Annotated in this window: 13 protein-coding genes; 1 reads left to right on the top strand and 12 read right to left on the bottom strand. The window is 62.7% G+C overall.

The annotated features are described in order from the left end of the window. Positions 1-13: 13 nt before the first annotated feature. The 10 genes from AX760_RS08100 to AX760_RS08145 all read right to left on the bottom strand — a co-directional run bounded on the left by AX760_RS08100 (position 14) and on the right by AX760_RS08145 (position 11,147). A complete protein-coding gene (locus AX760_RS08100) occupies positions 14-1,792 on the bottom strand; it encodes an adenine deaminase (RefSeq protein WP_071832424.1) in 1,779 nt (592 codons plus the stop codon). After that, positions 1,789-2,712 carry a nucleoside hydrolase gene (locus AX760_RS08105; RefSeq protein ID WP_071832466.1) on the bottom strand — a complete coding sequence of 308 codons (924 nt, stop codon included), beginning with the start codon at positions 2,710-2,712 and terminating at the stop codon, positions 1,789-1,791. The genes AX760_RS08100 and AX760_RS08105 overlap by 4 nt, the downstream gene beginning before the upstream one ends. Before the next feature lie 5 nt (positions 2,713-2,717). After that, on the bottom strand, positions 2,718-3,740 hold the full coding sequence (locus AX760_RS08110; protein ID WP_071832423.1) for an ABC transporter ATP-binding protein: 1,023 nt from the start codon (positions 3,738-3,740) through the stop codon (positions 2,718-2,720). Next, positions 3,733-4,512 (bottom strand): ABC transporter permease, encoded by a 780-nt coding sequence (locus AX760_RS08115; RefSeq protein WP_071832422.1) that lies wholly within the window; start codon positions 4,510-4,512, stop codon positions 3,733-3,735. The genes AX760_RS08110 and AX760_RS08115 overlap by 8 nt, the downstream gene beginning before the upstream one ends. Then, positions 4,509-5,336 carry an ABC transporter permease gene (locus AX760_RS08120; RefSeq protein ID WP_071832421.1) on the bottom strand — a complete coding sequence of 276 codons (828 nt, stop codon included), beginning with the start codon at positions 5,334-5,336 and terminating at the stop codon, positions 4,509-4,511. The genes AX760_RS08115 and AX760_RS08120 overlap by 4 nt, the downstream gene beginning before the upstream one ends. A 94-nt stretch (positions 5,337-5,430) precedes the next feature. After that, positions 5,431-6,453 (bottom strand): ABC transporter substrate-binding protein, encoded by a 1,023-nt coding sequence (locus AX760_RS08125; protein WP_071832420.1) that lies wholly within the window; start codon positions 6,451-6,453, stop codon positions 5,431-5,433. Next, on the bottom strand, positions 6,450-7,514 hold the full coding sequence (locus tag AX760_RS08130; protein ID WP_071832465.1) for a LacI family DNA-binding transcriptional regulator: 1,065 nt from the start codon (positions 7,512-7,514) through the stop codon (positions 6,450-6,452). The genes AX760_RS08125 and AX760_RS08130 overlap by 4 nt, the downstream gene beginning before the upstream one ends. 144 nt (positions 7,515-7,658) lie before the next feature. Beyond that, positions 7,659-8,609, bottom strand: coding sequence for a hypothetical protein (locus tag AX760_RS08135; RefSeq protein ID WP_071832419.1), 951 nt, complete (start codon positions 8,607-8,609; stop codon positions 7,659-7,661). Between the two features lie 295 nt (positions 8,610-8,904). Further along, positions 8,905-9,384 carry a chemotaxis protein CheW gene (locus tag AX760_RS08140; protein WP_071832418.1) on the bottom strand — a complete coding sequence of 160 codons (480 nt, stop codon included), beginning with the start codon at positions 9,382-9,384 and terminating at the stop codon, positions 8,905-8,907. Continuing rightward, positions 9,384-11,147 carry a methyl-accepting chemotaxis protein gene (locus AX760_RS08145; protein WP_071832417.1) on the bottom strand — a complete coding sequence of 588 codons (1,764 nt, stop codon included), beginning with the start codon at positions 11,145-11,147 and terminating at the stop codon, positions 9,384-9,386. The genes AX760_RS08140 and AX760_RS08145 overlap by 1 nt, the downstream gene beginning before the upstream one ends. A 243-nt stretch (positions 11,148-11,390) precedes the next feature. On the opposite strand from AX760_RS08145, the gene AX760_RS27130 reads away from it, so the two are divergent. Next, entirely contained in the window at positions 11,391-11,555 is a 165-nt protein-coding gene (locus tag AX760_RS27130; RefSeq protein WP_175552034.1) for a hypothetical protein, read from the top strand. 37 nt (positions 11,556-11,592) lie between these two features. On the opposite strand, the gene ribB is transcribed toward AX760_RS27130, so the two are convergent. Together ribB and aroC are read right to left on the bottom strand one after the other, a co-directional pair. After that, on the bottom strand, positions 11,593-12,690 hold the full coding sequence (gene ribB / locus AX760_RS08150) for a 3,4-dihydroxy-2-butanone-4-phosphate synthase (RefSeq protein WP_071832416.1): 1,098 nt from the start codon (positions 12,688-12,690) through the stop codon (positions 11,593-11,595). A gap of 33 nt (positions 12,691-12,723) precedes the next feature. Further along, a complete protein-coding gene (gene aroC, locus AX760_RS08155) occupies positions 12,724-13,821 on the bottom strand; it encodes a chorismate synthase (protein WP_071832464.1) in 1,098 nt (365 codons plus the stop codon). Positions 13,822-13,831: the final 10 nt, after the last annotated feature.

Genomic DNA, 13,831 nt, shown 5'->3' on the forward strand with positions numbered 1-13,831 from the left:
TTCGAAAAACGGATCAGATCGCGGCGAGCACGGGGCTTTCCAGCAGGCGCCCCGTCACAGCATCCGCTAGGCCGCGATCGGTCTGGTGCGGCCCGGCATTGCAGGCCAGTGTCGCCCCGAAACAGGCCTTGAAGATCAGATAGGGCGGATGCCAGTCGACGATCCTGCCGGTGGCGCTGCGCAGCGCGGCAAAATTGCGGGCAACCACGTCAAGCGGTTCCCCGGAAACAAGGCCCGACAGCGGCAGCGGCAGCAACGCATCGATCTTGCCGCTTGAAGCAACGGCCATGCCGCCGCCAGCGGCAATCACGGCATTGGCCGCGACCGCCATGTCTTCGGGCTCGCTGCCGAAGATCGTCAGGTTGTGGCTGTCATGGGAGACCGTGGTCGCGAAAGCGCCCCGCCACGCGCCCCAACCCGTCAAAAAGCCAAGGCGTGGCCGGCTGTCGGCCCGACCATGACGGTGGGCAACGGCAATCATCGTCGTGCCCTCCGGCGGCACCACGAAGCCATCGCGCACATCCGCATCCATCTGCCCCCATCGCGTAAAGCGCGGCTGGTCGATCGTCGCGATGCGAATGCTTTGTGCTGCCGAGGCGATCCGAAAATCATCGGCCGACAGCGGTGCGATCTTCATCGAGCCGAGCAGCGGCGTGGCGTCGATCGTCGGCAGGGCCTGCAGCATCCGCCCATCACGGGCGACGGTTTCGCCATTGGCAATCACCAGACGGGTCCGAAACGCTATCAGGTCCTCGAAGACGACGATATCGGCGCGGCGACCCGCAGCAATCAGGCCGAGATCGCTGCGGCGCAGGCGCTGCGCGGCATTCAGCGTCGCGGCCCGCAGCGCCCATTGCGGCGGCAAGCCATAACGCACCAGCCGGCGGACCACGTCGTCGAGACCGCCACCATGAGCGAGATCGTCGGGAAAGATATCGTCGGTGCACAGCGTCACGGTCTGCGGCAGGTGGCCAAGACCCTTCAGGGCCGCGACGAAATCCGGCAGGAGATGGTCATGCGAGCCGCGCAGCTCGATGGTCAGGCCGGCGCGCAGCTTGGCAATCAGGTCGTCGCCGGAGATGAGTTCGTGATCGGAGGAGACGCCGGCCGCCATGAAGGCGGCAAGCTCGCCATCCTCAAGCCCGCGCGCATGGCCGCAGACGGGTTTTCCGGAGACAAGGCCGGCCTGCAGGATGGCAGCCATGCGCGGGTCGCGGTCGATGACGCCGCGCATGTTCATGACCTCGGCAATGCCGCCGATCTCCGGCCAGGACAGAAGCCCGGCGATCACGCCAGCGTCGAAATCGGCACCTGAAAGCTCCAGTCCGGGCGCCGAGGGCACGCAGGATGGCGCCAGCAGGATCATGCGCAAGGGCAGGCCGCGCGCAGCGTCGGCGGCATAACGAACACCGGCCAGACCATGCACATTGCCGAATTCGTGCGGATCCCAGACCACGGTGGTGACACCGCGCGGCAAGACGGCGCAGGCGTAGTTCGCCGGCGTCACCATCGAGCTTTCGATGTGCATATGGGTGTCGATCAGCCCCGGTGAGACAAAGCCGCCGTCAGCATCAATGATCTTAGCCGCGTCGCGCCGTGTGCCGGCCGCATGCACGCTGGCAATCAGCGGGCCGACCAGCCCGATATCGGCAGCCCGAAGCTCGCCTGTCACCATGTCGACCAGCGTGCCGTTGACGATCAATGTGTCGAAGGGGGCCTTGCCGCCGGCGGCAGAAACTGCGCGGCTGCGCAGGTCGGGATCATCCAGGTCTGGCATGTCTGCGCCGTTCATTTTCGCGCTTCCCATGCCAGCGCCTCGAAGATCACGCGCTTGATCGCTGAAGTATCACCATCGGCCGCGAAGCTGGCGTTGAAAGCACCTTGCGTCGGCCGCGTTTCGACAATGGTGCGGCCGCGCGTCAGCGATCCCGCGCATTCCATGTCGATGCGGGCGGGCTGGAAGCGGACGAGATCGGGTCGGACGAAGGCGACCGCCGCCGAGGGATCGTAGACCGCCATGGCCGGCCGGCCGCGACTGGTGCCGATGGCAATGTAGCCGGCCATCATATCGGCCCGCAGTTCGGCATTGTCTCCGCCCGCTGCCCGGATCGGGGCGGCATCCTCGGGCATCGCCAGGATCGTCCGGCAGAAATCGAGATCGACCATACGCAGCTTCAGGCCGTGGGCGAGAATGATGGCGACGGCTTCCGGATCGGCAAGAGCATTAAATTCCGCAGACGCCGTGTGGTTGCCGCGCGTCAGCCCGCCGCCCATCCAGGTCAGGTCATCGATCCTGTCCGCCAGATCCGGACGGGCAAGCGCAAGCGCCGCGATATTGCTCAGCGGGCCGAGCGCCAGGATTCGACGCGGCGAAGGGCTCGTCTCCAGCCAGCGGCAAAGGGCTGTGAACGCATCGTCCTTGAAATGTTCGTCCGCCTCGGGAAGCGTGCGGCTTGCCGTCGGGATGCCGGTTTCGCCGAGGATCGCCTGCGCCGTTTCGAGCGCCCCCATCACCGGTCGCGCCCGGCCGGCATGGATCGGAAAGGTCCAGCCGAAGGCTTTCGTCGCACCCGCTGCATTGCGGCGGACCTGGTCGATCGGCGTGTTGCCGAAGACAAGTGAAACGCCATCGATTTCAAGCTCCGCATGGCGCACGACCAGAATGGCGGCGATGTCGTCAAAGCCCATGTCGGTATCGATCCAGACACCCATGATGATCACCCGAACCGTCTGAGGGAAGCGGCACCGGCCACCGGCAGGTCGAAGGCGACGGTTTGTCCAAGTCCATGGGCAGGCAGGGCGGCATCGACCTCCGCCTTGATCGTGCCGAGCGGTGTTTCCAGCACATATTCGCGCGTGCCGCCTGCAAAGGAGACACCGCGCACCGTGCCGGACAGCGGACCTGAGCCGAGCGACACGGAGCGTGGCCGCCAGGCAAGCCCGGCCACATCGGGAAGCGCGCCCGACAGCATGACACCTCCGGCCGCCGTCACCAGCCTGCCATGGCGCACGGCAAAGATGTTTTCAAAGCCGACGAAATCGGCAACAAAAGCGGAGACCGGGTGATTGTAGATCGCCTCGGGCGTGCCGATCTGTTCGATGGCGCCGTTCTTCATCACCACGATCCGGTCGGCCAGCGCCAGCGCCTCGACCTGGTCATGGGTGACGAAGATCATCGTCACGCCGCTTTCCTTCTGAACGCGCTGCAGTTCGGTGCGCATTTCCAGCCGCAGCCGGGCATCGAGATTGGAAAGCGGTTCGTCGAGCAAAAGCACTTTCGGTTCCATGACCATCGAGCGGGCCAGCGCCACGCGCTGCTGCTGGCCACCGGACAGCTCCGGCGTCTTGCGGTTGGCAAAAGAGGACAGCCCGACGGATTTCAGGCCGTTTGTGACCCTGGTTTCCAGCTCCGTGCCGCGCATTCCCTTCAGCTTCAGGCCAAAGGCAACGTTTTCGAACACGCTCAGATGCGGAAACAGCGCGTAGGACTGGAACACCAGCCCGACAGCGCGTTTGTTGGCCGGCATGCGGGTAATGTCGGTGCCATCGAGATGGATGCGCCCCCCTACCGGGGTCATCAGGCCGGCGATCGAGCGCATGGTCGTGGTCTTGCCGCAGCCGGACGGGCCAAGCAGCGCCAGAAGCTCGCCCTTGCGGATCTCAAGGTCGAGATCCCGAACGGCAACCGTGTTGCCATAGGCGAGCGAAAGTTTGTCGAGGGCGAGGAAACGATCAGACATAACGGGAGAACCCCAGGAAACGTTCGGCGGCAAAGACGATGCCGATGGACAGGAAGGCGAGAAGCGAGGAGAGGGCGGCGATCGACGGGTCGAAGACGATCTCCATATAGCCGAGCATGTCGATCGGCAGCGTACGCACGCCGGGGCCGGAGAGAAACAGCGACACCGGCACCTGGTTGAAGCTGGTGACGAAGCCGAGGATGAAAGCCGACAGGATGCCGCCGCGGATATTGGGCAGAACCACCCGGAAAAAGGCCCCGAGCCGCGAGGAACCCAGCAGCACGGCGGCTTCCTCGATGTCCGGGCGCAGATTGTTGAGGCTGGCGGACACGACGCGCACGGCATAGGGCAGCACCAGCGCCGTATGGGCGAGAAATAGGGCCAGCGTGATCGGCACCCCGATCGGCACGACGAAATAGCGCAAAAGCGCCAGCCCGACGATGATGCCGGGCACGATGATCGGCGCCGAAACCACGGTGCGCACCGTCTCCGAAAACGGCAGCCTGTATCGCGACATCGCATAGGATGCCGGAATGCCCATGATTAGTGCTGCAAACGTGCCGCCGATGGCCAGAAACATCGACATCACGAAGCTGTCGCGAAAACTCTCGACCGTGAAGACCTTGAGGATCCACTTGAACGAGAGGCCCTGCGGCGGAAAAGCCAGCGTGTCGCCCGCCGAAAACGAGGCGGCGACGATGATCAAAAACGGGCCGATCAGGAAGACCAGCACCAGAAGCAGGGTCAGCGGTGCAAACAGTCTCCGGGTCATGACCGGTTCCTCGCCGTTGCGATGCGTTTCAAGAGGATGTTGGCGGCAAAGCTCATGACAACAAGGATGAAGGCGATGACGCTGGCGGCAACGAAATTGTTGGCGACGGTCACCTGCTGGTACATCAGCGTTTCCAGCATCAGCACCTTCGAGCCGCCGAGAATGGCCGGCGTGATATAGGCGGTCATCGAGCCGGTGAAGACCAGCGTGCCACCGACGACCAGGCCCTCGCGGGTGAGCGGCAGGATGATTTTCCAGAACACCTGCAGCCAGTTGGCACCGAGCACGCGGGCGGCCGGCACCACATCCTTCGGCAGGTTTTCAAGCGCGCTGACCAGCGAGATGATCATCAGCGGCAGGAACAGCTGCAACAGGCCGATGAACACGGCTGTCTCGCTGAACAGGATGCGGATCGGCGCGTCGCTGAGGCCGACCGCCATCAACGCGTGGTTGACGATGCCGGTGCGGCCGAGGATGACGATCCAGGCATAGGTGCGGGCGACCGGCGAAATCATCAGCGGCAGCACGACGAGACCGATCATCCGCCCCTTGGTTCCCGCCGGCAGGCTGACGATGGCATAGGCGGCGGCATAGCCGATGATGGCAGCCACCAGTGTCACCAGTGCGCCCAGTTTCAGCGTGCGCAGGAAGACCGTGCGGTTGAGCGGCTGCGCGAAGAAGTCGGCATAGGCGGAAAACGTCCAGCTGTCGGCGACCCGAAACCCCTCGGAAAGCAGCAGGATGACCGGCACGAGAAAGACCAGCGCCGCAAAGATCGCGGCCGGCAAGGCAAGCGCCAGTGCTTCTGTCCGGTTCTGGAACATAAAACGTCGTCTCCGTGATTCTCAAGGATCAGTCGGGACGCGGCGGTCGCCATTCGGCTCTGCGCCGCGTCCCTTGCCTTGGGAGGCATTCGTGTTACTGGCCGACCCGGGCGTTCCACTCCGACAGCCAGCCATCGCGGTTGTCGAGCGCTATGGCGGAGGGAATAAGCTTCAGGCTCCTGGCTGTGTCCTCGCCATAGGTGATGTCGGCAGCGACCGCATCGGACACCTGCACATCCTTGTTGGCGGGGCTGTCGATCAGCTTTTCGGCGAGTTTGGTCTGGATTTCGGTCGACAGCCAGAAATCCATGAACTGCAGCGCCAGGTCGTGGTTTTTCGAGCCCTTGGTCAGAACCATGACGTTCATGCCGCCGGTCTGGCCTTCCTTCGGCGTCGCCCAGCCGAGCGGCAGGTCGAGCTTGGTGAATGGCGCCCAGGAGAAGCGGCCGATCGGTGCGGCCCAGATTTCCTCCTGCTGCATCAGCTGCACGAGTTGCGAGGACTTGACGTAGAATGTGACGATATCGTCCTTGGCGGCACCGACCGCCTCGATCGCGCCCTTGAGATCCGGCGTATCCTTGCCCAGCGCCTGGCCGAGCATGTAGAGCGCCGGCGGCCCCTGGTTGGTGGTGACGTTCGGGAAGGCGACGTGACCGGCATATTCCGGCTTCAGCAGGTCGGCCCAGCTGTCGATCGTCATCTTGTCGGTGCGGTAGACGATCGAGGTCGCATAGAAGGTATAGCCGACGCTCATGCCGTCGCCGTTCGGATCCTTGGCAATGTCGTAGAGCTTGTCGAAGCTTGTCAGCTTGCTCGTGTCGATCTTTTCAATCAGGCCGCTGCGCGCAGCCGACAGCGCATCGGCCATCGAGACAACCGCCATGTCGATAACAGGGCTTGCCTTGTTGGCCTCGATCTTTGCCAGCCGTTCGACGCTGTTGCCGGTCTCGACGACCAGCGTGCAGCCGCAGAGCGCTTCGAAGGGATCGTAGACGATCGCCTTGAAGTCGTCCTGCGCAAAGGCATAGACGGAAATGGTCAGGGTCTTGTCCTGCGCCTGGGCAAAGCCCGCTGTCAGCATCAGGGCCGTGGTGGAAATCAAGAGCATCTTGGTCATCTGCGTTCTCCTTCAGGCGGTGTTTCTGGTTCCGAATTGGAAACGGTGCCGGCCGAGGCCGCCATCCGGGCAGTGGTCTGGCGGATCACCAGTGTCATCGGCACGCTTGGGCGGTCGGCTGCCACCGCCGTTCCGGCTGCATCGGTTTCGATGACACGCACCAGCGCCTTGATGGCGATGTCGGCGATCGTCGCCATGTCCATGCGCAGCGTCGTCAGGCCCGGCGTAATCACCGACGACCAGACGAGATCGTCAAAGCCGGTGACACTGGCGGCCTCCGGCACGGCGATGCCGGCGCGCTGCAGTTCGGTGAGCGCTCGCAGCGCCTGCAGGTCGGAAACGGCGCAGAAGGCGGTAAAGCCATCCGCCACCCTTTCGGCAAGCCCGAGCAGGCCGCCCTTGCCGAACTGCGCCTCATGTCTTTCGATCCACATCACCTCGGCATGGCCACCCTGCGGAAGCCGGGATTTCATGCCGCCGATGCGATCGTTCTGGACGTTGGAGGCGGCGTTGTTGCCGATCAGCAGGAACCTGCGATGCCCAAGCCCGGCCAGGTGCTCGACGACGGCCTGTCCGCCCTGCCAGTGATCGGCCGAAACCGTATTGCCCGGCGTCGACGGGCTGTCGATGACGGCGACCGGGCAGCCGATGTCGGTGATCCGCGTGCCGCGGCGCGGAACGATGACGATGCCGTCGACGTCGCGCTCGACCAACCTGCTGATCGCGTCCGTCTGCATGGCAACGCTGCCGCGCGAATCGGCGATCAGCACGCCATATCCGGCGCTGCTGGCGGCAAATTCAATGGCCTGGGCGATCTGCGGAAACAGGGGATTGGCTATATCGGGCAGGACCAGTCCAAGCACGCCGGTGCGGCCGGTCCGCAATGCCCGTCCCGTGAGGCTCGGCACATACCCGATCTCCGCCGCCGTCGCGCGGATCTTGTCGACAAGCTCTGCGGAGACGCGACCCTTGCCGGACAGCGCGTTTGACACCGTCGCTGCGGAGACGCCGAGCAGGGCGGCGATCTGGCTGAGGTTCGATCCCGAGCGGACAAAGGCCATGAAATCCGACACCAATGATTAAACGATTAATCATTGGTAGTACGACGCTGCGCCTTTGTCTATCGCCCTTTCGGTCAAAAACGGAAAAGACGGGTCCTGGTATCTGGACATCCGCGCCGGCACGGCAGGCTGGCGAAGGAGGGACTAGGCCGCAGCAGGGGTGCCGCCGAAGGCCTTGTCCTTGATCTCGCGAAACTTCTCGGAGGCGGAAGACAGTTTCGCATCCCACTCCGCATTGGGCACCTGTCCCTCGATCACCTTGAAATAGACGCTCATCAGCGCGGCAATCGCGAAGGGTTCAAGCACGGCGGCCTTGAATGACCAGGCAAAGACGATGGCGAGCACGAAGGCATAGCCGGCCCATTCGCCGGGGAAGACGTAGAGAATGGCCGCAGCCGGGGCGAGCGCCAGCACGAAGACGATGATGGCGAGCAGATAGAGGAAGATCGACAGCCAGACGGCGTTGCGGATCATCGTCTTGCCGTTCTGGGCGTAGAGGACAAGGCCCTGCCGCGAGCTTTCCCAGGGGTTGCGGCTGTCGATGCGGATATTGTAGCCGAGGATGATCTCGTCGACATAGGTCAACGAAATGCGGATCACCGTGTTTGCAAATCGCGCAAGGGTATCCAGTCCCGGGATCGGCAGGAAGGCCGCAATGCCGCCGATCAGCCCGGTCGCCACCGAGATCACGCCCTTGATCAACTGGTCGAGCGCAAACAGCACGTTCGTTTCGCCGAACCGCGCGGCCACGGTCTCGCGCCCATGGGTGATCTGGCTTTTGCCATCAGGCATCGGCTGGCCATCGATCAGCTTGACCATGACGGCGATATGGGCGGCCTTGACCATGTAGAGCAGCCATTCCCGCACCCAGTAGATCGCACCGGCAACGAGGCCGAAGCCGAAAATGCCACCCCAGACGGTGAAGGATTCCGCATCATTGCTCCAGGCGCCGAGCCCGTATCCGATGCCCGCGCCGGTCCCGGTCGACAGGATGAAGGCGATGGTGATGCCGAAATAGATCGCCATGCGCATCAGGATGAAGGGCATTGTGCGCAGGAGTATGCCGATGGTCCTGCAGATTTCGAAATCCCACATGCGCCATTTCCCTCCCCGGAGTGCCATCCGAATGCCGGTTCGACCGTTGTCGTCGTGCCGAAATCCGATGCCGCATGCCGGCATGATAGGAAAGCGCCGGCATTTGTCCACAGGGGACGCGCGAGACGCGGGATCTATTCACCGCCTCCACGCGTGTCCTTGCGAGACAGGCATGGCAATGGTCCGGCCATGGCTGGCGCGGGCTTTGGGGCAGGGCAGGGACAGGACAGGCAGGACAGGGCAGGGACAAGGGGCGTCGATTAAAGCCCTAGGCGTTCAAATACCCGGCGACCGGTCAGGCCGCCATATCCTCGATTTCCCGCGCCTGGAACATCCGGCTCAGATTGAGAAAGCAGATCATCCCGTGATCATGGGTGATGATGCCGTCGGCAATGCTCTTTTCATACGCCGACGTCACCTCCGGAACCGGCTGGATCTGTTCGCCGCGCACCGTCAGAATGTCCGACACGCTGTCGACCAGAAGGCCGATCACCATGGAGTGGACTTCGGCCACCACGATGGCGCTGCGCTCGTTGGCCTGCGTGCGCGGCATGCCGAGTTTGGTGGCGAGATCGATGATCGGGATGACGGAGCCGCGCAGGTTCATCACGCCCAGGACATCATGCGGTGCGTGCGGGATTGGCGTTGCAGGTCCCCATCCGCGAATTTCGCGGATGGTTGTCGTCCGGACGCAGAATTCCTGATCATGCAGGCGGAACGCAATGATCTCGAACGATGTATTCTCAAAACGCGGCTGTGTGTCGGCAAGGCTCATCAGAACTCCTCCCATGTATCCTGCGACGGTGCCGTCGCGGCATTTCCAGAAAAGGCACGGCTGACCTGGCTGGCCATCTTGCGGGCCGGGGATGCGACAGGTCTTGAATCATGTCGTGCTTCGGCGATCCGTGGCGAGGGCGAATGGTTGCCGACCTTGAATTGTCCGATCAACTCGAAGAGCGATTCCGCTTCGCGGGCCAGCCCATGGCTGGCGGCGGTCGATTCCTCGACCATGGCCGCATTCTGCTGCGTGCCCTGGTCCATGGTGTTGACCGCCTTGTTGATCTCCTTCAGGCCGACGGCCTGTTCCTTTGCGCCTTCGACGATGGCGGCGACATTGGTGTTGATCTCCAGCACCTGGCCAACGATTTCTTCCAGCGCGACGCCGCTTTTCACCTGTTCGCTCGAGGTGTTGATCAGCGCCTTGATCTCTTTTGCCGCCTTGGCGGAGCGCTGTGCCAGTTCGCGCACTTCCTGGGCAACGACGGCAAAGCCCTTGCCCGCATCGCCCGCCCGTGCCGCCTCGACACCGGCATTCAGCGCCAGCAGGTTGGTCTGGAAGGCGATTTCGTCGATGACGCTGATGATATTGGAAATCTCGCGCGACGAATTTTCGATCTGCCCCATGGCTGATACGGCAGACTGGACGATCACACCGGACTGTTCGGCGTTCTGCCGCGTCTTGCGGACGAGATTGCCTGCTTCTTCGGCGCGTCGGCTGGAATCGGAGACGGTCGTGGTGATCTGTTCGAGTGCCGCAGCGGTCTCCTCGATCGAGGCGGCCTGCTGCTCGGTGCGCCGGGCCAGTTCATCGGAGGCGGTGCGGATCTCCTTCGATCCTGCGGTAATCGCCTGTGCATTGGTGGCAACGGTGGTCATGGCCGACTGAAGCTTGCCGACCGCCGAATTGAAATCCTGCCGGATCTTTTCCAGCGCGGGAATGAACGGCCGCTCGATGCGGTGTTGCAGATCGCCGTCAGACAGACCCTGAAGCGACGTTGCCAGCTCCTCCACGGCCCGCACCCGTTCGGTGACGTCGGTCGCGAACTTGACGACCTTGATGACGTTTCCGTTCATGTCGAAGATCGGATTGTACGATGCCTGGATGAAGACCCGCTTGCCGCCCTTGCCGATCCGCAGGAATTCGTCGGCAATGAACTCGCCTTGCGAAAGCTTCTGCCAGAAGGACCGATAGTCTTCGGTTCGGACGAATGCCGGATCGCAGAATATCGAATGATGTTTGCCCTGGATCTCCGCAAGCTGGTAGCCAAGCGCGGACAGGAAATTCTCGTTTGCGGTCAGAATTTCGCCCTTTGGCGTAAATTCGATCATCGCCTGTGCCCGCGACAGGGCGCTCAGCTTGCCAGCATCCTCGGCCGCCTTCAGCTTGCTCGCTGTTACGTCCGTCGCAAACTTGACGACCTTGTAGGGTTTCGACCCTCTGAAGATAGGATTGTAGGAGGCCTCGATCCAGATCTCCCTGCCGCCCTTGCCGATGCGCCTGTATTGCCGCTGGTCGAGCTCGCCCTTATTCAGTCTTTCCCAGAAGGCGCGATAATCCGGGCTCGCGGCATCCGCTGGATCGATGAACAGGCTGTGATGCTGCCCCTGGATTTCAGAGAGCTCGTATCCCATGGCGCGACAGAAATTCGCGTTCGCCGTCAGGATCTTGCCCTTCATGTCAAATTCGATGATTGCCTGCGACTTGTTCAGGGCGGCCTGAATAGCGCTGGAATCGGATGTTAGTGAAAAAATGCTCATGAGCCTTCCCATCTGATTGCCGGGATATTAGGCGTCAACGGGTATCCGGACGCTTCGGGTTCGGCACAATGCCAAACAGACAATCCGGCCGCCTGATCGATGGTGAAAATCGGCGCGGATTTTCTCGAAAGCGGACTTCCAATCAGCTGAGCATGTGCTCCGAAGCCTTCGTCATGTCGGCAATGGCATAACCATGCCCATCGGATACCCGAAAAATAGCAGGTTTCAGTTTAGAAAGTGTGAATGTATGAAGGGGTTGACGACGATTGTTCGCCTATCGATGCACGTGGCGTGTATGGCCATGTCGCCGCCATTCACCGTATTTTCGGCAGCGCTCTGATGGGGCGGGCGTGGCATGTGTTGCCGGTCAGTCATGCCAAGGCGGATATGGAAATATCAACAAATTGAAACAGTTAGAGACAGGCGCCTGTAGTCTGCGCGCAGCCTACAGGATATCCGTCGAGGTGATTGCGATGCCGAAGCCCTCCAGCCCGACATAGTGGCGCTCGCGCGAGGCGATGAGCTTGATCGAGGCGATGCCGAGGTCTTTCAGGATCTGGGCGCCGAGACCGATTTCCAGCCATTCGCTTTCGCGCGCCTGCGCTTCGCCATGGCCTTCGCGCTCGTGTTTGGCGGGGCGGGCCGTCGTGGAAACGCCAACGCCGACCGAGCCCTCGCGCAGGTAGACGATCACGCCGCGGCCCTGATCGGAAATGCGTTTCATGATCTGGTCGACCTGGCAGTCCTTGCCGAACACGTCGGCACCGACATTTTCCAGATGCAGCCGCACCGGAATATCGACCCCGTCTCGGATATCGCCGAAGACGACGGCCAGATGCTGCATCGGATCCCAGGGCAGCGAATAGGCATGGCCCTTGGCCTTGCCATAGGGTGTTTCGATGTCGAAGCTGTTTTCCAGCTCGATCAATTTGTCCTTGCGCTGCCGGTAGGCGATGAGATCGGCAACGGAAACCTGCCTCAGGCCGTGCGTCTCGGCAAAACCGGCCACCTGCGGCCCGCGCATCACGGTGCCGTCGTCGTTGACCAGTTCGCAGATCACGCCGATCGGCGGCAGGCTGGCGAGCCGGCAGAGATCGACGGCGGCTTCGGTGTGGCCCGAACGCATCAGCACGCCGCCTTCGCGGGCAATCAGCGGAAAGATATGCCCGGGGCGGGTGAAGTCGGAAGCGCCGACATTCGGATTGGCAAGGTTGCGCACCGTCAGCGTCCGGTCTTCGGCAGAAATCCCCGTTGTGGTTCCATGCTTGAAATCGACGGTGACGGTAAAGGCGGTGGTGTGGGCGGAATCATTGTCCGCGACCATGGCATTGAGGTTGAGGCGTTTTGCCTCTTCCCTCGGCATCGGCGTGCAGACGATCCCGGACGTGTGGCGCACGATGAAGGCCATTTTTTCCGGGGTGCAATGCACGGCTGCGACGATCAGGTCGCCTTCGTTCTCGCGGCCGTCATCATCGGTGACAACGACGATTTCGCCGGCTTCGAAAGCCCTGATGGCATCGGCAACGCGCTTCTGGTCGAACATAAGGCTGTTTCCTCTGTTATTTCAGACGACCGGTCATTTCAGGCGACCTGTCTGGCCGCGGTCGCGCAGATAATGGTCGGCAATGGTGCAGGCCAGCATGGCTTCGCCGATCGGCACGGCGCGGATGCCGACACAGGGATCGTGGCGGCCCTTGGTGCGCACGTCGACCTCCTGTCCGTCGCTGTCGATCGAGCGGCGCTCGGTGAGGATCGAGGAGGTCGGCTTGATGGCAAAGCGCGCCACGACCGGCTGGCCGGTAGCGATGCCGCCCAGAATGCCGCCGGCATTGTTGGACAGAAAGATCGGATCGCCGGACGCGCTGACGCGCATCTCGTCGGCATTTTCCTCGCCGGTGATTTCCGCAGCTTCAAAGCCGTTGCCGATCTCGACGCCTTTGACGGCATTGATCGACATCAGGTTGGAGGCGATGTCCTGGTCGAGCTTGGCATAGATCGGCGCGCCGATGCCGGCCGGCACGCCGTCGGCAACCACTTCGACGACGGCACCGATGGACGAGCCCGCCTTGCGGATGCCGTCGAGATAGTCTTCCCAGATGGGCACCATTTTCGGGTCAGGGCAGAAGAACGGATTGTTGCCGACCTCGTTCCAGTCCCAGTTGTCGCGGTTGACCTTGTGCTTGCCGATCTGCACCAGCGCGCCGCGGACCAGAAGACCGGGCACCACCTTGCGCGCCAGACCGCCGGCAGCGACCCGGGCCGCAGTCTCGCGAGCCGACGATCGCCCGCCGCCGCGATAGTCGCGAATGCCGTATTTGACGTCATAGGTATAGTCGGCATGGCCGGGACGGTAGCGCTTGGAAATCTCCGAATAGTCCTTGGAGCGCTGGTCGGTGTTCTCGATCATCATCGAGATCGGCGTTCCCGTCGAAATCATCGTCTCGCCGTCGTCATCGAGCATGACGCCCGAGAGGATGCGAACCAGATCATCTTCCCGCCGCTGCGTCACGAAACGCGACTGGCCGGGCTTGCGCTTGTCGAGCCAGGACTGAAGCTCGGCGAGCGTGAAGCGAATGCCGGGGGGGCAGCCATCGACGACGCAGCCAAGCGCGATCCCGTGGCTTTCGCCCCAGGTGGTGACGCGGAAGAGGTGACCGAAGGTGTTGTGCGACATGGCGAGCAGG

The sequence above is a fragment of the Pararhizobium antarcticum genome (assembly GCF_001885585.1).
GTDB lineage: Bacteria > Pseudomonadota > Alphaproteobacteria > Rhizobiales > Rhizobiaceae > Pararhizobium > Pararhizobium antarcticum.